The organism is Acidobacteriota bacterium, assembly GCA_029861955.1.
Taxonomy (GTDB): domain Bacteria; phylum Acidobacteriota; class Polarisedimenticolia; order Polarisedimenticolales; family Polarisedimenticolaceae; genus JAOTYK01.
Genome location: JAOTYK010000007.1, coordinates 100,982 through 120,090, shown reverse-complemented (window position 1 = coordinate 120,090; position 19,109 = coordinate 100,982). Strand labels below are relative to the sequence as shown.

Genomic DNA, 19,109 nt, shown 5'->3' with positions numbered 1-19,109 from the left:
CGGAGAGAATTGCATACAGAGTTGGCCCTGACTGATCGGACGGGAAGAGTAAGTGCGAAGTACGACTGCGGCGGTACCACCGGGTACACCGTAAGCGTCGTTTACCCGTATGGTCAGGGGTTCGAATGGCTCGATCGCCAATAGGGACGTTGGCCCAGAAAGCACGACGACCGACAAGATTGCCGCAACAATCGCCGCTATCGAAATCTTCGAAAAACATCTCATGCCATCACCTAGGACTCACGACTTGTCGATATTATACGTAGAAATGTCATTTAATCTTCGTGCAAGGAGCCAGAGCTCTGGCTGGCATTAGTCTGAAAAGATGAGATATCCCCACTATTTCACCCAATACGGGTCGATCAAGCGCCTCAACGGGCACCGTACAAGGGGGTCGCAGGAACCCGGTCACCGGGGCCACGGTACGCATCATGGATCCCGCCGATGAACCTGCTGCGCTAGCCGTCTTCCCGACGGACGGCGAAGTAACCACGCCGGGCACGGATCGAGACGTCGTCGCGCTTGCTGTGGACCTTCAACTTGATCCAGTGGCCGTCCCACTTCTCGTTATTGGTTGAGTACGAGATATAGAACTGGGCCCGTAGCTCCTCGGCGATACGGGCGTAGATCTCCACAAGCTGCTGCGGCTTCTTGGCGTAGAAGAACTGTCCACCGGTGGAGGCTGAAAGCTCCTTCAACACATTGGTGTCTGCGCCGCCACCGCCGTAGCCCAGTCCGATAGAGAAGATCATCGTGTTGTTGGACTTGGCTTCCTTCAACACACGCTGATAGCTGAATTGGCTGATCGTGTCCTCACCATCCGACAGCACCACGATGGCCTTGCGACCCTCGATATCTCCGATCCGACGATAGCTGGCGTGCAACGCGTCATACAGCGCGGTGTTGGCGAAGGCCTCGGTGCTCTCGATGGACTTTCGCAGCGCCTCGTGATCCGCGGTCAGATCCTGGATCAGAAAGACATTGGCGTTGAAGTCGATGACGAGCGCCTTGTCTTCCGGACGTAACGTGCTGACGAAATCGCCGGCGGCTTCGTGCACATCCTTCAGCTTGTCTCGCATCGAGCCCGACGTATCGACCAGGATCGCCATGGTGATCGGACGATCCTCACGATAGAAATCGATGATCTTCTGCGGTTCGCCGTTCTCGTTGAGGACGAAGTCGTCTTCCTCCAGGTCCGTAATCAGATCGCCCTTCTTGTCGGTGGCGGTGACCCACAACAGGACTCTATTGACCCGATCCACCGTCACGAAACGCAACTTGCGGGTGACGATCGTGTCGCTGACCGTCACGCCCTCGATGTGATGGGCGACGACCTTGACGATGTTGCTGCGATCGCCGGCGCCGAAGTCGTGGAAGTACTCCCACGGGGACTCCCGATCGACGAAGACCACCGTGTCGCCGACGATGAACTCCACCCGTTCGACCTGCGAGGCATCGGTGGACTTGAGATCCGCGACGATCTTCGTGCGACCGAAGACGACCGTCTGGTTGGGTGGTTCGGCGATGGTGATCGAGAACCCTTTCCTGCGGGTCGAATCCTGTGCGGTCACGGATCCGGTAAACAACGCCAGCACGACGGAAGAGAGAAAGATTAGACGAAGCGGTCTCATGGGGTCTCTCCCTCGGCCGACGGTGCGATCTGTTTCAGGATCCGACGGACCCGCTCCGCCGACTCGCCGGTGCGGTTGTCGGCAAGAAACGCATCGTAGGCCACACTCGCCGAGTCGATCTTGCCAAGACGGAGGAGCGCGTTGGCAAGGTAGAGTTGGGCCGCGGAGAGGTCGGGGTTCCGTTGCAACGCGTTGCGGAATGCGGTCACGGCACCCGGATCATCGCCGACCACCGCGGCGCAGACGCCCTCGTTGACGAACAGGTCGGCACGATCGGATTCCGCCGCCAGTTGGGTGTAGAGCTTGCGGGACTCCAGGTACTCCTGGGCTTCAAACAACATGTAGGCCAATCGCTCCTGAGACGAAGCGCTGTCGCCGGCCTGCCGTTGCAATGTGACGGCCTGGGGCCAGCGTGCACGACGGGCCATGATCGCCGCCATCTCGCCGTGATCGGACTCGGTGGCCGTGCCGTCCTCGAAGCGCGCCTGCAATGCCTGGTGGGCGACCTGTTCCTCCTGGATCTCGCCGGCGAAGGTCTCGAGGTCGAGCCGGGTCAGCGCGCCCAGCCGGGGATCGTCGATGGCGATCTTCAGGTGTTCCAGCGCGACGTCGTACTGGCCGTCCCGTCGAGCGATCTCGGCATGACCCCGTTGGGCCGATGGATGAGCGTGGTCGATCTCGACGGCCTGGGTAAACAGTCGTACGGCGCTGTCAGGGTAGTTCTGATCCAGTTGCAGCCAGCCGAACGTGGCGATGTGCGCGGGGTTGAACGGCTCCAGCTCGATGGCCCGCTGGATCGTCGCGATAGCCTGATTCCTTAGCCCCAGGCGGTTGTAGGCCTGGGCCAGCCGGTTCATGCCGTCGGCGAAGTCCGGTCGCACCGAGACCGCCTCTTCCAGGAGTTCGACGGCCTCCTCATATTGCTCCAGTCGGAGGTGCAGGCTGCCGAGATGGGTATACGCCGGGGCGTAGCCGGGATTGCTTGCCAGGGCCCGCCGATAGGTCAGGGTCGCCTCGCGATCCTTCGACTGAGCCTCGGCGATACGGGCCAGACCGTCCAGGGCCGAGGCATGTTCCGGCCGTAGCTTCAGCGCCAACGTGTAGGCGGCCTGAGCCTCCGAAAGATCTCCCAGCTTCAACCAGCTGTTGCCGACGGCGACGTTGGCCTCCAGATGATCCGGCTCGAGATCCAGAGCGACAGCGAGAACCTTGAGAGCGTCGTCGTAGCGACGTCCGCCATTCAACGCCAGGCCCAGGTAGTAATAGATGCGAAAGTTATTGAGGGCGATGTTGCTGGCGACGGTGAGATGCTCGATCGCCTCGTCGAAGCGCCCCTTCTTATAGGCGTTGACGCCCCTGTTCAGCCGTTCGAACGCCTCGGTCCGTAGCTCGCCGGCGTCGCCTGCCATGGAGACGTGAGGACCCGACAGCAGCGCCAGCACCAGAACGACGATGACAAGGTTTGATCCGCGTAGTCGACCCATCAGACGCTCTCCACCGGTTGGCCAGAACAACAAGAAGTCTAGCCCCAATTATTTCATTCCGCAGGGAGGGTCTCGTAGACGGCCCGCAGGATGGTGAACGGGTAGGTGCCCCCATCTCGGGTCGGGACACGATGACGCCATTGACCGGGCGGTTCGAATCGAAACGAGAGGGTCCGGTGACGACTGCGGACGAGACGCAGCACCGGTTTATCGTCGCCGTCGGGCTTGCCCAGCGCGACGGAGAGCTCGCTCAGTCCCTCGGTGGGGAGTATCGGGCCCGTGAGATGGCGGCAATGTTTCCACCACACCATCTCGTCCAGATTGTCGAACTCGTAGGCCGGGGTCTCGGAGAAGGTCGCTTCGAGACGATGCGGTCGGCCCGGCACATCCAGGAGATCCATCGAGCGGACGCGAGCCGTGCGCCCCAGCCGCTCTCGTAATGAAGCCTGCGGGAACAGCGCGTCGACCCGTGGGCGTCGCTCGCTGACACCGAGACCGCGGATCAACGGGTCTGCCGGAACGATGGTGTACCCCGACTCGCGATCACCCAGGAACAGACAGGTCTCCGGCGCCTCGACGTAGCGACGGGCGGTCAGCGCCAACAACGTCGCATCGAAGATCGCCGCCACCCGTTCGACGCTGTCGGCGTCGTCGGCGGAACGTAAAGTGTCGAATAGATCCACGCCGTCTGTGGGCAGCACCGGTCGTACGCGACGAAGGAGCTGTTCCAGGATCACCGCGTGCTCGGTCCAGCTGGTCCGCGCGGAGAGTTGGCGTCGACGATACGCCGGGGGAGTGAGCGCGCGAAAGCAGGCCTCGCGATCGGCATGCGGGCGACCCTCGGCGAGGGGTTCGATCTCCCACATCAGACACTTGAGGATCAGTTCGGGATACGACTCGGCGAGACTTCCCTGACGCCGGTCTCGATCGGGGTAGGGCAGACAGGGTCGACCAGCGGTCGCCATGCCGGCAAGCAGCGACTCGCCGGCAACGCCGCCGGTCTGCGAAGAACGTCCGCCCGCCGGCAGTCGGACGCCGAACCGTTTGCGAATGACGTTCTCTACCGCTCGGGTTCGAGCGGCGCGGGTCGGAACGACGATCGCCAGGTTGACGCCAAGGAGGAACGGCTCTTCCCCGACAAGCGACCCGACGGCAGACGCGACGGCGGGGAGGGTGGCGACATGATCCACCCTGGACTGCCGTCCGTCGTCGTTCAGCGACACGACGGTGTGAGGTGTCGTGCCTCCGTCGGCGACGGGGCGAGAAATGTCCGCCCCGAGGTACTTCAATTCAGGCTCCCAGCTCGCGTTCTATCAGGGTGACGAGGACGTCGACCTGTCGGGATACCAGTCCCGAGTCGCGACCCTCCACCATGACACGGGCCACCGGTTCGGTTCCAGAATATCGCAGAACGACGCGTCCCTGCCCCTCAAGCGCAGATTCGACTTCCTGGACCACCGGGCCGATCACGGGGTGCATGCGAAGATCGGGCTTTTCACGCACCCGGACGTTCTTCAAGAGCTGTGGGTAGGGTTGGATCCGATCGAGGATCTCGACCGTCGTCTCCGGCTCGTCCAGGAGCGTGTCGACCAGCATGACGGCCGTCAGGATGCCGTCCCCGGTGGTCGCGTGTTCCCGGGCGATGACGTGACCGGACTGCTCGCCGCCCAGGGCGACCTGATTCTCGAGCATCCGTTCGAGGACGTACTTGTCGCCGACGGCCGTGCGTTCGAGGGTCATGCCCTCCTTGCCCAGCGTATCCTCGAGCCAGTAGTTGCTCATGATTGTCGCGACCACGGCGTTGCCGGGGAGTTGGTCGCGACGTTTCAGGCTGCGGGCGATGAGGTAGAGGATCATGTCGCCGTCGATGGTCCGACCGCGGGCATCCACGGCAAGACAGCGATCGGCATCGCCATCGAACGCGAGACCCAGGTCGGCACCACGGCTCTTGACCGTCTCGCCTAACGTGTCGAGATGGAGCGATCCACAGTCGAGGTTGATGTTCTTCCCGTCGGGTTCGGTCCCGAGTGTGTGGACCTCGGCCCCGTAGTGACGGAAGACCTGGGGCGCGATGGCGGCCGCGGAACCGTTTGCACAGTCCAGCACAAGCTTCAGTCCCGCGAATCGTCCGCCGGCGAGCAACGCCTGCAGCCACTCCGTGTAAGGACCGGTCGTGCCCGGATCGTTCTCTACGGGTACGACGTCCTCACCGGGATCGTCACAGCCATGATCGAGGATCTTCCGTTCGATCTCGGCTTCCAGCTTGTCGCTGAGCTTGAACCCGCTGCCGCCGAAGACCTTCAGGCCGTTGTCGAGGAACGGGTTGTGACTTGCGGAGATCATCACGCCCGCGTCGTACGATCCCCGGCGGATGCCCCAGGCCAGCCCCGGTGTCGAGATCACGCCGGCGTCGCGAACGGTGATGTCGTGGGTGCGTAGGCCGGCGGCGACCGCGTCACGGATCCAAGTCCCCGACTCACGGGTGTCACGGCCGAGGAGAACCCCGGCGTCACCCTTGCCGGATTCGCGCAGGGCCTCGCCTAGCGCCACACCGAACTGGCGAACGGTGGAAGGGTCAAGAGGGTACTCGCCGGCCACCCCACGGATGCCGTCGGTCCCGAACAGTCGTTTCAAATCTGGGTCTCTCCCTTGAGAAGGAGGGTCGCTTCTCGAGGCTGAAGTTTCTTGACCGACAGGCGGTTGGCCCCTTGCTCCTCGTCGAGCAACCACTCGACCTCGATGGGGAGGGCGACCGAACCGGTTGTCGGTACCCCGTCGGACGGCTGGACATACAACACGATCTGATCGCGGTCCAGTAGATCGATCACGCTCGGTGGGCCGCTGACGGTGACGTTGGCCCGGCTGTTCTGCAGACGGTAGAGGTTGTTGCCCCCTCGGATCCGGACCGGGATGCCGCCGAACGAGCGCTCGATGGGAGCGGCGTCAATCTCGACACTGACCTGCACCGGTCGCGGATTGAGCGAATGAACGGTCGACTGATCCGGGAGTACACGGGCAATCACCTCGAAGGACGACTCGTGACGATCCAGCCGGATCGGCGAGGTGGGCACGGAGGCCATCACCGACACCAGAACGTCGGGCCCCTCGACGGTGACTCGATCCGGTCGAACGGTCGCACCGTAGAACGCAAAACCCTCCGGAGGTTGTCCGAGGAAGGTCGGCTCGATGGGAAGCTCGGCCTCGGCCCGCGGTTCGAGCACCACCGTCAGCCGTCCGGGTTCGATCAGCTCCACCAGCGCGCCGCTGGGGGCGCCGACGAGGTCATCGGGGACCAGCAGGATCTCCTGGCGACCGATGTCGGCACCCGTGAGATCCAGAGCCATGGACATCGCAGGCCCGAGTCGTCGCATCATCGTCTCGGGGCCACTGAGACGGACCAGGATCGTGCTTGGTGGCGGGGTTCCCAGGACATGATCGGCGTTGACGACCACGTCCAGCGGGACATCGAACTGCCGAACCATCCGCGCCTCGCCGCTGACCCAGGCCCAGATTCCGATGGCCAACGCCAGTGCCAACAGCTTGAGGGGCCAGTTGGCGGTGACTCCCTCAGGCATAGCGGAGGCTCTCCTCGCCGGAGCCACCGGCACCGAGACGGCCGCGGAGCTCGCTCTCCAGGGATCGAGCGTCAAGACCCTCGATCATCCGACCGTCGGCCAGCAACGAGACGACACCTCGTTCCTCGGAGACGACGATCGCCAGGGCATCGGACTCTTCGGTGATGCCGAACGCCGCGCGATGACGTGTGCCGTAGGTTCGAGAGAGTTGCGGGTTGGTGGTCACCGGCAGGTAACACGACGCGGCCTTGATTCGGGTCTTCTCGATGATCACGGCCCCGTCATGGAGCGGTGATCGGCGGGTGAAGATATTCATCAACAGATCGTAGGAGACCACGGCGTCCAGTTGGATGCCGGTCTCCTGGAAGGTCTTCAATCCCATGTGTCGCTCGATGACGATCAGCGCGCCCAGTCTTTGGCTGCCGAGGGAGGCTGCGGCCAGCGAGATCTCCTGGATCACGTTGGAGTCGAAGCGCAACGGGAGCAAGGCCGACAGGGGATTCTTGCCCAGGTTGGCCAGTGCCTGCCGGATCTGCCCCTGAAACAGGACGATGACGGCGATCGGGATGAACAGCAGCACGTTCCCCAGGACCGTGTGGAGGGCCGCCAGGGGGATCAGTTCGGGGCTGGTCACCAGGTAGGCCAGCAGCAGAACCACCAGCGCCACCAACATGTGGAAGCTGCGAGTCCCGCGAACCAGCAAGAGCAGTTGGTAAATGATGACGGCCAGCAGCAGGATGTCGACGAATGCCCACAGGCTGAAGCCCTGCGGTTGCAGCGCCATGTTGAGCCGTTCGATCATCGTTTCTGAACCTCAGCCACGTAGCGCGTCGATCACCCGCAGAGCCCTTACGGTCTCTGCCACGTCGTGGGCCCGCACGATGTGTGCGCCGTGAGTCGCCGCCCAGACCGCTACGGCAAGACTTCCGACCAGCCTCTCCGTAACCGGCGTGTCGAGGATCTCGCCGATAAACGCTTTTCGTGAAGCGCCGATCAGGATCGGATGTCCCAGTTCCCGCAACGACGTGAGCTGGCGAAGGACCTCTAGGTTGCCTGCGAGGCCCTTCCCGAATCCGATTCCCGGATCGACAACGATCTTATCACTCGATACTCCACCTGCGACAGCGTATGCGACGCGTTCGCGAAGATAATCGGTGACCTCGCCGACGACATCGTCGTAGTGGGTCGAACGTTGCATGGTCTCCGGTTTGCCGCGCATGTGCATCAAGACGACGGGGACGCGACGATCGACGATCAGTGGCAGCATCCCGGGATCCGCCAGGGAACTGACGTCATTGACGATCGCGGCACCGGCATCGAGTGCCTGACGCGCGACGTCCGCCCGTCGGGTGTCGATGGACAGTCGGACGTCCACGTCCCGGGTGAGGGATTCGATGATCGGTAGAACCCGATCGGATTCCTGGGTGGCTTCGACGGGAGTGGCCCCCGGTCGAGTACTCTCGCCGCCGATGTCGAGGAGGTCGGCGCCGGCCTGCACCATCCGGCTCGCGGTGTCGACTACCTGTTGGACGGAGTCGAAGCGCCCACCGTCGGAAAACGAGTCGGGGGTGACGTTTACAATCCCCATCACCCGCGAGCGCGGACCCAACTCCAACGCACCCCCATCCGCGAAACGGAGAAGATGGTGCGTGGTCCCGGACACGGGGTCAGGCCGGCTGGTTCCCCGGTTCCGGCAGGACACCGGGACCCGTATCGGACTGGGTATCGTTCGCCGTTTCCGGCGAGGTGTCCGGCGCGACGACCGGTTCGTCATCGTCTACAGGGAGCTCGATCTCCGGTAGAGGGCGCCCTTCGACCAGGGCCTTCAGCTCTACCGCGTTGAGGACCTCGCGCTCCAGGAGCGCGTCGGTGATCCGCATCAACGCGTCACGACGATCGTCGATGATCTTGTGGGCCGTGTTGTAGCCGTGGGTGATGATCCGTTTGACCTCGTTGTCGATCTGGATTGCGGTCTCTTCGCTGTAGTCACGGTGCTGACTGATCTCGCGGCCCAGGAAGATCTGTTCCTCCTTGGCGCCGAAGGTCAACGGTCCGAGACGATCCGACATGCCCCACTCGGTCACCATCCGTCGAGCCGTACTGGTGGCACGTTCGAAGTCGTTACCGGCGCCGGTCGTCAACTGATCCAGCAATAGTTCTTCGGCCACGCGGCCACCCATGAGGACGGCGATGGTCGAGTCGAGATAGCGCTTGGAGTAGGTGTGCCGGTCATCCTCGGGCAACTGCATCGTCAGACCCAGTGCGCGTCCACGGGGGATGATCGTCACCTTGTGGAGCGGGTCCGCTTCCGGAACGAAGTGGGCCACGATGGCATGACCGGCCTCGTGGATCGCGGTGGCACGTTTTTCTTCATCGGTCAGCACCATCGATCGGCGCTCGGCGCCCATCATGACCCGATCCTTGGCGATCTCGAAGTCTTCCTGGTCGACCGCCTTGCGATTGCGGCGGGCGGCAAACAGTGCCGCCTCGTTGACGAGGTTGGCCAGGTCGGCACCGCTGAATCCCGGGGTACCTCGGGCGACGATCCGCGCGTCGACGTCCTTCGCCAGCGGGATCTTGCGAGTGTGGACCTTGATGATCTCTTCACGGCCGCGGACATCGGGGAGCCCTACGACCACCTGACGATCGAATCGGCCGGGTCGCAGCAATGCCGGATCCAGCACATCGGGTCGGTTGGTGGCGGCAATCAGGATCACGCCTTCGTTGGTCTCGAAGCCGTCCATCTCGACCAGCAACTGATTGAGCGTCTGTTCACGCTCATCGTGCCCGCCGCCGAGACCGGCACCACGATGACGCCCGACCGCATCGATCTCATCGATGAAGACGATGCAGGGAGCGTTCTTCTTGCCCTGGTCGAAGAGATCCCGGACGCGGGACGCCCCGACACCGACGAACATCTCGACGAAATCCGAACCGGAGATCGAGAAGAACGGAACGTTGGCCTCGCCGGCGATGGCTTTGGCCAGCAGGGTCTTGCCGGTCCCGGGAGGCCCCATCAGCAGGACGCCCTTCGGGATCTTGCCACCCAGTCGTTGGAACTTCTGGGGTTCCTTGAGGAACTCGATGATCTCGGCGAGTTCTTCCTTGGCCTCCTCGACGCCCGCCACATCCTTGAACGTGACCTTTCGGCCCTGGGCCGAGGTTAGCTTGGCGCGTGACTTGCCGAACGAGAGGGCACGATTGCCACCGGACTGCATTTGACGCATGAAGAAGATCCAGACGCCCAGGAACAGAAGCATCGGCAGCCACATCAGGAGGCTGGTAAAGACACCGGTGTTGGCCGGTGGCTCGGCCTGGATGGCGACGCCCCGCTCGCGGAGGTCGCTCATCAGGGACTCGTCCTTGACGACGTAGGTCTTGAAAGACTTGATCTCGCGACCGCTGCGGGAGATCCGCGGCTTGGCGAACTTGCCTTCGATCTCGTAGCCGAACTGGTCGCCGGTGACTCGAACTTCGTGGATCTCGCCGTCGGCGACGGCGAGATAGAAGTCGGACTCGTCCATCGGCTGGCTGGAGACGGATTTCGCTTCGAATAGTCGGTAGCCGATGAAGGCCACCGCGATAATCGCGGCCCAGATCATGATCGATCTCAGGTGAGAACTCACGTCACGCTTCCTCTTCTGCGCCGCCGCAGCGGTTCACAGCCATATATAGAGCCACTTGCCCTCGAAAGGCCATTCTACGCGATCCTGAGAAACGGGCCAGCCGTCTCTATCTAGGTTCAACGTATGAAATGTAGGGAAGATTTCGGTAAAGACCCTCAAAATCCAATCCATAGCCGACAACCCAGCGGTCCGGAGAGGCGAAACCGACATAGTCCGCCCGGATCGCGCTGCGCCGTCGAGCCGGCTTGTCCAGCAGGACGGCGAGTCGTAATCGTCCCGGGCGACGGGCGGCCAGGGCCCGGGTCAGGGCCTCGAGGGTCTGGCCGGTATCCAGGATGTCCTCGACGACCAGGACATCGGCTCCCGTCACCGGGAACTCCTCGGGGAGTTCGATGCCGGTCGGGTCCCCCCCACGGGCCACCGAGACGACCTTCGGAAACGCCAGATGGACCGGCATCGGTAGCCGTCGGACCAGGTCCGTGCAGAACATGAATGCACCGTCCATCAGAGCGATGACGGAGAGGCCGTCACCCTCCGGGGTGTCCGCGGCGATGGCCAACGACATCGCCTCGACACGCTGCCGGATCTTCTCCTCGCTGTAGAGGATCTCGCTTGAGAGTCGCATCAGGTCAGCTTAGCAAACCCGCCGGACTACTCGCGGCGTCGTGCGATCCGAATTCGATCGCCACGTCTGACCGCTCGAATTCGGCCGGGAAGGTCCGCGGATCGTCCTCCACAGCCCTGAGCGAGGTCGAGCAGCGAAACGACGTGTCGCGAGGTAATCCGTCGCGGATCCATTCCCGCGTCTCGTAGTGCGAGGATCGCAACCCGGCTGGCGACTGCAGGATCCTGACGGGCGAGAGCGGTCGCATCGAGGCTGAGCGCACTACCGATCCGTCGATAGGCACGCGTCGCCAGGCGGTCGAGGTAGGCGGAGTCGGTGCGTAGTTGTTCGGCGGTCCGCACGAGATGGTCTGCCGCCTGGGCGTTGTAGGACGACTCGAGGAGTGGCATCAACTGACGACGTACGCGGTTGCGATCGAAACGGAGATCTCGGTTGCTGGCGTCTTCGCGCCATGTCCACCCGTTCCGTGTCAACCAGGTGCGAAGTTGGTTTCGCTCCAGTTGAAGGAGGGGACGGACGAATGGGCCGGGCCCCTCGGGGTCGATCCCGCGCAACGATGAGGGGCCGACTCCGCGGAGGAGACGCATCAGAACGGTCTCTGCCTGGTCATCACGATGATGGGCGGTGACGACGGAGTCCGCACCGATCTCATCCACCGTTTCCATGAGGAATTCGCGTCGAACGCGTCGGGCCGCTTCCTCTAGTGACTCGTCACGTCTTCGGAGCGCGCCGACATCCCGTCGCGTCGAAACGCACTCGAATTCCAGTTCGTTTGCGAGTCGCTTGACGAACCTTCGATCCGTCGCCGATCCTCGGCGAAGGCCATGGTCCAGGTGAGCGATCGTGACGGTCCATTCGCGACGCCGTGCGAAGCGCTGAAGAAGGTGGGCGAGCGCCACAGAATCTGCGCCGCCGGAGACGGCGGCCAGCAGATGAGTTTGCCGTGGCAGCCAACGATCGGCCGCGTCGCGAAATCCCAGCTCGACGCGACTGGCCACGGTCAGCGGAGTGACTCGGCTCGCTGACGCAGGGTCGCGGCGCGTTCGTTCTGGCCCGCGTCGACGAGCATGTCGGCATAGGTGGTGTAGACGATGATCAGGTTTGGATGCTCCGGCCCGAGCGTGGACTCCAGCGTGATCATCGCCTGTTCGAACAGGATCATCGCGTCGCTACTCTTGCCCCGCTCCTGAAGAAGTCGCGCAAGATTGAAGCGTGCGGCACCAAGATCGGGGCTGCCGTTGGGGGTCGCCTTCTCGAGGATCTCGATCGCTCGCCGGTAGTTGTTCTCCGCCTCCTCGGGGCGTCCCGTAACGCGGGCCAGGACCGCGATGCTGTTGAGGGAGGATGCGACATCCGGGTGATCCGCCCCCGACTGCGCCTCGAAGATCCGGAGAGCGCGGGTATGTTCCTCTTCAGCCTCGTCGAAACGTTTCAGCCGCCGAAGGGCCTCGCCGCGACTGCCGCGGCAGCGGGCGACGGTGTCCGAATCGGGGCCAAGATTGGTGGACCAGATTCGGATTGCGCGCTCGAAATACTGTTCCGCCTCCTCGATCTGACCCTGGGCCATCCGCAGCTGTCCCAGGTTGTTGGAGACCGTCGCGACGTCGGGATGATCGAGAAGGAGTGACGCCTCCATAGACGCCATGCCACGCGTATAGAAGTCATCGGCAGCGTCGAGCCGATTGGACATGTAGGCCAGCATCCCCATGTTGTTGAGCGTCGTCCCCATCTGCGTCGGATCGCCGTCGTCGGGATCTTGCTGAATCGCCAGCGCACGCTCGTAATAGGACATCGCTTCGTCCAGGCGACCGAGACGTTGGAGGTGTCCTGCCAGATTGCCGAAGTCCGCCGACAATTCGACGCGGTCGACGTCCGGGTCGGCTTCGCGCAACTCGGCCGCGCGCTGGAACATCGGGACCGCCAGGTCCAACCGATCCTGACTTCTGAGGAACTGGCCGAGGTTGTTGAGGCTGATCACTCGACGCGAGTCATTGGCCTCCATCCCCGCGGCGATCTCGAGGGCCTCTTCAAAACCCTCGCGGGCCTCGTCCAGTCGTCCCTCACTGTGCGCAAGCTTCGCGGCTTCGTTGGTCGCGTCCCAGTCGGGCGCCGCTCCGCATGCCAACGAGAGCAGGACGGCACAGATGAGGGTCGGCAACGTGGCCATTCGGTTCAGCAATCGACGCATCGGATCCTCCGCGTCCAAGGATAGAAGATACGCGGTGCTTTTCCCAGCCTTGGGCCTCAGGGATGCGTCGGTGTGCTGCCCGGTGCTACGCTTGCCCGTCGCGTCGTACACCCTTCCAGTCAGGAGCCGAAGTCGATGGAGAGCAAGACAAGCGTCGAGCAGATCCAGCGAATGCTCTCGGATCGTGACTTCGCCGGCCTGCGTCGACTGATTGTCGAGCTCGAGAGCGCGGACATAGCGGAGGCGATTCGCGAACTGGATCTGGACGATCAGGTCGTCGTCTTCCGCGTCCTCCCACGCGAACAGGCTTCGGACTGTTTCGAATACCTCGACGCGAGCGCGCAGGAAGGCTTGATCAAGGGACTCGCCCGCGAGCAGGCAGCTGCGATTCTCAACGACATGTCTCCCGACGACCGAACGGCGCTCCTCGAGGAGTTGCCGGCGGCCGCGACCAAACAGGCGCTGGCATTGCTTTCTCCTGACGAGCGCGTCGTCGCGCAGGATCTTCTGGGCTATCCGGAGGACAGCATCGGGCGATTGATGACGCCGGACTACGTGACCGTCCGATCGGACTGGACGGTCGCCCAGTCCCTCGATCATATCCGTCGTGTCGGCGACGATAGTGAGACGCTTAACGTCATTCCGGTGGTCAACGAGCGTGGGGTTCTCATCGACGATTTGCGGGTTCGGCAGATCCTGCTCGCGGATCTCGAGACACGCATCGACGCTCTGACCGACGGAAGCTTCGTGGCGCTCACCGCCAACGAGGACCAGGAGACCGCCGTTCAGGTCTTCAAGGAATACGACAGGGTCGCATTCCCCGTCACCGACTCCCGCGGCGAGATACTGGGAATTGTCACCGTCGACGACGTCCTCGATGTCGCGGAAGAAGAAGCGACCGAGGATATCCAGAAGATCGGTGGTAGTGAGGCGCTGGACTATCCGTACCTACAGGTCTCGTTCTGGGAGCTGGTGCGCAAACGCGGTGGCTGGCTGATCGCGTTGTTCCTCGGCCAGCTGTTGACCCTCAACGCCATGGAAATGTTTCGCGATCGGCTGAAATTCACCGTGATGATGTTCGTGCCGTTGATCATCTCATCCGGTGGAAACAGCGGCTCCCAGGCGGCGACTCTGGTGGTTCGAGCGATGGCGCTCGAAGAGGTGAAACTGAGCGACTGGTTCCGGGTGTTTCGGCGCGAGTTGCTGTTCGGGATGACGCTTGGCGTGATCCTCGCCGGAATCGGTTTCCTGCGGACGTTCCTCGACCGATTCCTGGGTGTGGCGTTGGGTTCCGAGTGGGACACGATCGGGTTCGCCGTCGGCATCTCACTGATCTGCGTCGTCATGTGGGGCGTGCTTGTCGGCAGTATGTTGCCATTCGTCATGCAATGGCTCGGTGTGGATCCCGCGACCTCGTCGACGCCGTTCGTCGCGACGATCGTTGATGTCACCGGGCTACTGATCTACTTCCTGGTCTGCACCGCTCTCATCACCGGCGGCTGACTTACGCTCTGGGCGACGGGAGACCCGGAGCGCCGCGACGGCGATTGGATTCCCATGGGCCTCGAGGAGCGGTGCCAGCGTTCGCACGAGTGTCGGCCAACCCGGCTGCCCGGTGAGGCTGCTCCGCGGGATGCGTCGGCTACGAAACGGTCGGCGGGTCAAGAGCGACGCCCATTCCGGGCGCGACTTGCCGCCCAGATCGACGGCCTCCGCACGGAAGCCGTCGTCCGTCCGGTATAGGGCCGCGAGGCCGATCCCTTCTGTTCCCTCGTCGTCCGCAACATCCAGGACGGCGACCCGCCCCAGGGGACTCTCTTCGAGGTGGGCCATCATTCCCTCGACGAGGGGATGTCCCGACGCGAAGAAGTCGATGTTGTCGTCAGTGACAGCGACCTCGCGCTCGAACGTTCCGAGAAAGGAGCTTCCGGCGGGGACCCCGGGGAGGGACTCGACACGGGACCGCTTCCGATACTCGAAGGAGTAGCGCGATGCGCGCCGTTGGGGCTCCAGTCGTAGATCGAGCAGCCCGCACGCCGCAACAAGGACGTCTTCCGTCAACTCCTCCAGATCCGGCGGGACACGATCGAGAATCTTCTGCGCGAGCGACTCGTCGTATGGATCGCGATGGAGCTCGTGATACGCCGCCTCCTGCACCCGATCCCAGGCCACCTGGGCGGTCTTCGCCAAAGTCGCGAATCGTTTGTCGCTATCTGCATCTCTTCCTGCGAGGGCCCGGTCGCCGATCGCATCGGCAACACCGGCCAACTCACGTTCCAGCCCACCCAGTGGTTTCTCGAACAGACCCAGTTGCTCGAACAACTCGACGACGCCGCGCGCGAGTCCGTCCGGAGGACGAAAATAGACGATGTCCACCGGACGGTCTCGACCGATTCGGTCGAGGCGGCCGATCCGTTGTTCGACGACCATCGGATTCCAGGGCAGATCGAAGAGAACGAGACGCGTGCAGAACTGGAAGTTTCGGCCCTCTCCGCCGCACTCCGTAGAGACGAGCATGGACGGACCGCTCTTCAGCTGGAACTGTGCGACCTCGATGTCCCGTTGGGCCGCGGACAGGTCTTCGTGAAATACGCCCACTCGCAGCTGGGACTGTCGACTCATCTCAGTGCGGATCGCATCGAGTGACTCTCGTCGGCTGACGAACACCAGTGTCTTCTCGCCGCGACCGGCCCACTTGCCGGCATTGCGAACGAGCCAGTCGAGTCGCCCGTCACACTTTCCGGCCTTGACCGCAGGGGCGCGCAACGGGTTCTTGGCGGGTACCGATTGCGCCAGAGCCCATGGGGAATCTAGGGCCAGACGAATTCGCTCGATCTTTCTGATGCGCTCGAGGGCATTGCCCGGCTCGCCCTCGCGAGCGACCGCAAGCAACGACTCCGTCGCCGGCCACGCGTCGCCGCCCGGCCAGTCGACCGGCTGGGGTCGGCGGGGGGGTAGCCCGCCGATGTCGTCCCGCCGAGTGGCGCTGGTGCACGGAGGCAGCGGCGTTCGTTTTTCCAGCCGTTCGTCGAACGACTGATCTTCGGGGAATTCATCGGGTCGCAATAGTTGCAGGAGTCGAAAGAAGCCGTGGGCATCTTCCTCGAGCGGTGTCGCGCTGAGGAGCAGCAGGTGACGTCCCTGGTCGGCGATCTGCCGAACCGCTCGATAGGCGGGGTTGCCGGGGTGTCCAGGTTTTCGTCGCAGGTGATGGGCCTCGTCGACCACCAGGAGATCGATCTCGGCCTCGATCGCCTGTTCGACGAGACGCGGAGACGCGGCAAGTCGCTCAAGGCTGACGACGACCTGATCGTGGGCGTCGAACGGGTTGAAGCCCTTGCCGTACTCTCGCTCCACGTCTTCCAGGCGCTCGTCATCCAGAAGAACGAAGACCTGATGATACTTGCGCCACAACTCGCCCAGCCATTGAACGGTCAAGGTATCCGGTGCCACGACGAGCGCACGGTCGGCGCGACGCGTGCGCACAAGGTAGTTCAGGATCAGGCAGGCTTCGACGGTCTTTCCGAGGCCGACCTCATCGGCAAGAAGCCAACGAACGGGATCCGCCTGGGTGGCGCGTTCCGCGACATGGAGCTGGTGCGGAAAAAGCTGAATGCGTCCACCGAGGAATGACCCAAGGCCGTCCGCCTCGCGGATGGATGTGAGATGCAGCATCTCCAGACGCATCGCGAACGCATCCATCCGTCCGACATCGCCGACGGCAAGCCGTTCGAAGAGCGAGTCGCCGACCTGGATCGGCCAGAGTCCCTCGGCCGCCATCCGTCGTCCGTCGTCGAGGACCGCGAATCCGTCCTCGGTCAACTCCATGACGATGCCGGGCCCGCCGTCGGCGTCGTCCAGCGGGGCGGCCCGGACCCCGACCCGGAGCACCAACTCGGTGAGCGCGTCGGTTGAGGCCGCAAGCTGAAGGCGGGACCCACTTGTGGGAAAAAAGAGGGAAATGGTCCGCCCGGAGACCGATTCCACCAGCCCAGGGCCCAGTTCAGGGTTGAATCGGTGCCGGACTCGATCTCCAACTTTCCACATAGATCGGACAGGATAGCGACCTCGCGAATAAAATGCCGCCGACGGGGTATCCGTCACCATGGAGACACTCTTGTCCGAGCAGCCCGGTGTAACCGAGCGCGATCTGATCCTGCGCACCCAGCGTGGTGAGACCGCGGCATTCGGCGATCTGGTCAACCGCTACATGCGTCGCGCGTACTTCGCGGCGCTCGGGTTCGTCGGTTCGTCCGAGGACGCCTACGATCTTTCGCAAGATGCATTCGTCCGAGCGTTCAACGCCCGCGATCGCATCAACCCCGACATGCCGTTCTACACCTGGTTCTACCAGATCCTTCGGCGACTCTGTTACAACTTCAATCGCGATCGCAAACTGCATCGTGAGAAGTTGAAGCAGGCCAAGCCCTGGCTCGAGGATCACGCCGGCTGGTTGGCGGATCAGCGGAATCCCCACCAGCAGGTCCAACGGGTTGACCTGCAGAAGCGGGTTCAAGAGGGGATCGCCTCTCTCGGCGAGAAGGATCGAGAGATTCTCGTCCTGAAAGAGTTTGAGGACCTGAAGTATCGCGAGATCGCCGAGTTGCTCGACATTCCCATCGGAACCGTCATGTCGCGTCTCTATTCCGCCCGGCGTCATCTGGCGACCGCGCTAGAGGAAGAAGGATGAACAGCCAGGAAGAGCAAGTCCGGTTGTGGATGATGGCCGCACTCGACGATGAGATTTCCGTCGAAGATCGTCGGAGTTTTGAGGCGGCCCTCGCTGCGGACGCAGACCTCAAGCATGAATGGACACGCCTCTGTCAGGTGAAGGAGGTTACAAAATCCATGCGTTATCGACGTCCACCCGAAGAGATCTGGGATCGATACTGGTTGTCGATCTACAACCGATTCGAGCGTGGCATCGCATGGATTCTCGTCTCGATCGGCGCAGTCGTGACAACCGGTTACGGCCTGTGGTACACGATGGGAGAGATCTGGCGTGACAGCGAGATTGCGCTGCCGCTCCGGCTTGCGATCTTCGCATTGGTACTGGGCGGCGCGGTATTATTGATCTCGGTGTGCCGCGAAAAATTCAGACTGTGGCGCAAGGACCCTTACAGAGAGGTAACTCGATGATCATCACACCGTCGGCGTCGGTGGCGCAGCATCGCCTCGCCAAGAGCTTCGGCCTGGTCAAGGGCAATACGATCCGGGCCCGTCATCTTGGCAAGGACATCGTTGCCGGCTTGAAGGGTCTCGTCGGCGGCGAGATAGAGGAATACACAAAAATGATGTCCGAGGCGCGTGAGCAGGCGATCGACCGCATGAAGCTCGAGGCCGAGGCGCTGGGTGCAAACGCGATCGTCGATCTACGCTTCGCGACGTCCTACATCATGGGCGGTGCGTCGGAGATCATGGCGTATGGTACGGCGGTTCGCCTGGAGGACGAGGCCTAGCCCTTGTTCGCGACGACCTCTTGAATCGCGCCCCACGTATCGGGATCCAACACAAACAACGAGGCGAGATAAACCTCGACCTGTTCGGTCGGATGGGCCGCGAGGAGATTCTCGATCGCACTCTCGAGCCGATCTCTCTGAGGCGGCTTCATATCAAAGTCTTCGTCGATGGCGCCGTTCTCGTGGGGGATCTCCAGGTCATCGAGGAACTTCGTGAGGATCTGCGGTCTTCCGTGTAGGTGAAGCCCGATCAGCAACGTCATCGCCAGCGAATCGCCTGGATGGACCGCGCTCAGCAGGTAGCCGACCCGACGATCGACGGGTAACTGCCGCACGGCCGAGGGTCGGAAGCGGATGGCGGCGGCGACGGCCTGATCGACCTCCTTGCGGCTGGTCGATGCGTTTTCGTGATACGCGCAGCGGGCCGCCTCCTCGCGGGTTGACACCGGAAGCGCCGACCAGAGCGCCGATGGCGAGAGGCTCTGCAGATCAAGGTTCCGAATCCAGTCCATCGATGTCTC

General features: G+C 62.9%; 17 protein-coding genes. 4 read left to right on the top strand and 13 right to left on the bottom strand.

The window, feature by feature from the left end:
* Window positions 1–458 precede the first annotated feature (458 nt).
* From OES25_04925 to OES25_04875, 11 genes are all read right to left on the bottom strand, one after another.
* Window positions 459–1,631, bottom strand: coding sequence for a VWA domain-containing protein (locus tag OES25_04925; GenBank protein MDH3626984.1), 1,173 nt, complete (start codon window positions 1,629–1,631; stop codon window positions 459–461).
* Window positions 1,628–3,115, bottom strand: coding sequence for a tetratricopeptide repeat protein (locus tag OES25_04920; GenBank protein ID MDH3626983.1), 1,488 nt, complete (start codon window positions 3,113–3,115; stop codon window positions 1,628–1,630). The genes OES25_04925 and OES25_04920 overlap by 4 nt, the downstream gene beginning before the upstream one ends.
* Before the next feature lie 53 nt (window positions 3,116–3,168).
* Window positions 3,169–4,404 (bottom strand): DUF429 domain-containing protein, encoded by a 1,236-nt coding sequence (locus tag OES25_04915; protein ID MDH3626982.1) that lies wholly within the window; start codon window positions 4,402–4,404, stop codon window positions 3,169–3,171.
* Window position 4,405: 1 nt separating this feature from the next.
* On the bottom strand, window positions 4,406–5,749 hold the full coding sequence (glmM, locus tag OES25_04910) for a phosphoglucosamine mutase (protein ID MDH3626981.1): 1,344 nt from the start codon (window positions 5,747–5,749) through the stop codon (window positions 4,406–4,408).
* Window positions 5,746–6,690 carry a CdaR family protein gene (locus OES25_04905; GenBank protein MDH3626980.1) on the bottom strand — a complete coding sequence of 315 codons (945 nt, stop codon included), beginning with the start codon at window positions 6,688–6,690 and terminating at the stop codon, window positions 5,746–5,748. The genes glmM and OES25_04905 overlap by 4 nt, the downstream gene beginning before the upstream one ends.
* Window positions 6,683–7,492, bottom strand: coding sequence for a diadenylate cyclase CdaA (gene cdaA, locus OES25_04900; protein MDH3626979.1), 810 nt, complete (start codon window positions 7,490–7,492; stop codon window positions 6,683–6,685). Before cdaA ends, OES25_04905 begins: the two co-directional genes overlap by 8 nt.
* A 12-nt stretch (window positions 7,493–7,504) precedes the next feature.
* A complete protein-coding gene (gene folP, locus OES25_04895; GenBank protein MDH3626978.1) occupies window positions 7,505–8,353 on the bottom strand; it encodes a dihydropteroate synthase in 849 nt (282 codons plus the stop codon).
* A gap of 4 nt (window positions 8,354–8,357) precedes the next feature.
* Window positions 8,358–10,292 carry an ATP-dependent zinc metalloprotease FtsH gene (ftsH, locus tag OES25_04890; protein MDH3626977.1) on the bottom strand — a complete coding sequence of 645 codons (1,935 nt, stop codon included), beginning with the start codon at window positions 10,290–10,292 and terminating at the stop codon, window positions 8,358–8,360.
* 130 nt (window positions 10,293–10,422) lie between these two features.
* The gene (locus OES25_04885; protein MDH3626976.1) at window positions 10,423–10,941 is read right to left on the bottom strand and encodes a phosphoribosyltransferase family protein; all 519 of its coding nucleotides are present in this window, start codon (window positions 10,939–10,941) and stop codon (window positions 10,423–10,425) included.
* Between the two features lie 26 nt (window positions 10,942–10,967).
* Window positions 10,968–11,939, bottom strand: coding sequence for a tRNA lysidine(34) synthetase TilS (tilS, locus tag OES25_04880; GenBank protein MDH3626975.1), 972 nt, complete (start codon window positions 11,937–11,939; stop codon window positions 10,968–10,970).
* Between the two features lie 2 nt (window positions 11,940–11,941).
* Window positions 11,942–13,129, bottom strand: coding sequence for a tetratricopeptide repeat protein (locus OES25_04875; GenBank protein MDH3626974.1), 1,188 nt, complete (start codon window positions 13,127–13,129; stop codon window positions 11,942–11,944).
* Window positions 13,130–13,264: 135 nt separating this feature from the next.
* Between OES25_04875 and mgtE the strand changes: the two genes are divergently transcribed.
* Entirely contained in the window at window positions 13,265–14,632 is a 1,368-nt protein-coding gene (gene mgtE, locus OES25_04870) for a magnesium transporter (protein MDH3626973.1), read from the top strand.
* Here the strand turns inward: mgtE and OES25_04865 are convergent.
* Window positions 14,585–17,176 carry an SNF2-related protein gene (locus OES25_04865; protein MDH3626972.1) on the bottom strand — a complete coding sequence of 864 codons (2,592 nt, stop codon included), beginning with the start codon at window positions 17,174–17,176 and terminating at the stop codon, window positions 14,585–14,587. The genes mgtE and OES25_04865 overlap by 48 nt on opposite strands.
* 58 nt (window positions 17,177–17,234) lie before the next feature.
* Between OES25_04865 and OES25_04860 the strand changes: the two genes are divergently transcribed.
* From OES25_04860 to OES25_04850, 3 genes are read left to right on the top strand one after another with little or no spacing between them, the layout of a single operon-like run.
* Window positions 17,235–17,819, top strand: coding sequence for a sigma-70 family RNA polymerase sigma factor (locus tag OES25_04860; protein ID MDH3626971.1), 585 nt, complete (start codon window positions 17,235–17,237; stop codon window positions 17,817–17,819).
* A complete protein-coding gene (locus tag OES25_04855; protein MDH3626970.1) occupies window positions 17,816–18,268 on the top strand; it encodes a hypothetical protein in 453 nt (150 codons plus the stop codon). Before OES25_04860 ends, OES25_04855 begins: the two co-directional genes overlap by 4 nt.
* Window positions 18,265–18,588: a heavy metal-binding domain-containing protein gene (locus OES25_04850; protein ID MDH3626969.1), complete on the top strand. Its 324-nt coding sequence runs from the start codon at window positions 18,265–18,267 to the stop codon at window positions 18,586–18,588. The genes OES25_04855 and OES25_04850 overlap by 4 nt, the downstream gene beginning before the upstream one ends.
* Here the strand turns inward: OES25_04850 and OES25_04845 are convergent.
* Entirely contained in the window at window positions 18,585–19,100 is a 516-nt protein-coding gene (locus OES25_04845; GenBank protein MDH3626968.1) for a hypothetical protein, read from the bottom strand. The two genes, OES25_04850 and OES25_04845, sit on opposite strands and share 4 nt — an antisense overlap.
* Window positions 19,101–19,109: the final 9 nt, after the last annotated feature.

Bases quoted from the DNA above. Each gene is read 5' to 3' on its own strand.
- OES25_04905 (MDH3626980.1), bottom strand. From the start codon at position 6,690: ATGCCTGAGGGAGTCACCGCCAACTGGCCCCTCAAGCTGTTGGCACTG.
- cdaA (MDH3626979.1), bottom strand. From the start codon at position 7,492: ATGATCGAACGGCTCAACATGGCGCTGCAACCGCAGGGCTTCAGCCTG.
- OES25_04855 (MDH3626970.1), top strand. From the start codon at position 17,816: ATGAACAGCCAGGAAGAGCAAGTCCGGTTGTGGATGATGGCCGCACTC.
- OES25_04920 (MDH3626983.1), bottom strand. From the start codon at position 3,115: ATGGGTCGACTACGCGGATCAAACCTTGTCATCGTCGTTCTGGTGCTG.
- ftsH (MDH3626977.1), bottom strand. From the start codon at position 10,292: ATGATCTGGGCCGCGATTATCGCGGTGGCCTTCATCGGCTACCGACTA.
- OES25_04850 (MDH3626969.1), top strand. From the start codon at position 18,265: ATGATCATCACACCGTCGGCGTCGGTGGCGCAGCATCGCCTCGCCAAG.
- OES25_04925 (MDH3626984.1), bottom strand. From the start codon at position 1,631: ATGAGACCGCTTCGTCTAATCTTTCTCTCTTCCGTCGTGCTGGCGTTG.
- OES25_04845 (MDH3626968.1), bottom strand. From the start codon at position 19,100: ATGGACTGGATTCGGAACCTTGATCTGCAGAGCCTCTCGCCATCGGCG.
- OES25_04865 (MDH3626972.1), bottom strand. From the start codon at position 17,176: ATGTGGAAAGTTGGAGATCGAGTCCGGCACCGATTCAACCCTGAACTG.
- OES25_04885 (MDH3626976.1), bottom strand. From the start codon at position 10,941: ATGCGACTCTCAAGCGAGATCCTCTACAGCGAGGAGAAGATCCGGCAG.
- OES25_04875 (MDH3626974.1), bottom strand. From the start codon at position 13,129: ATGCGTCGATTGCTGAACCGAATGGCCACGTTGCCGACCCTCATCTGT.
- OES25_04860 (MDH3626971.1), top strand. From the start codon at position 17,235: ATGGAGACACTCTTGTCCGAGCAGCCCGGTGTAACCGAGCGCGATCTG.
- mgtE (MDH3626973.1), top strand. From the start codon at position 13,265: ATGGAGAGCAAGACAAGCGTCGAGCAGATCCAGCGAATGCTCTCGGAT.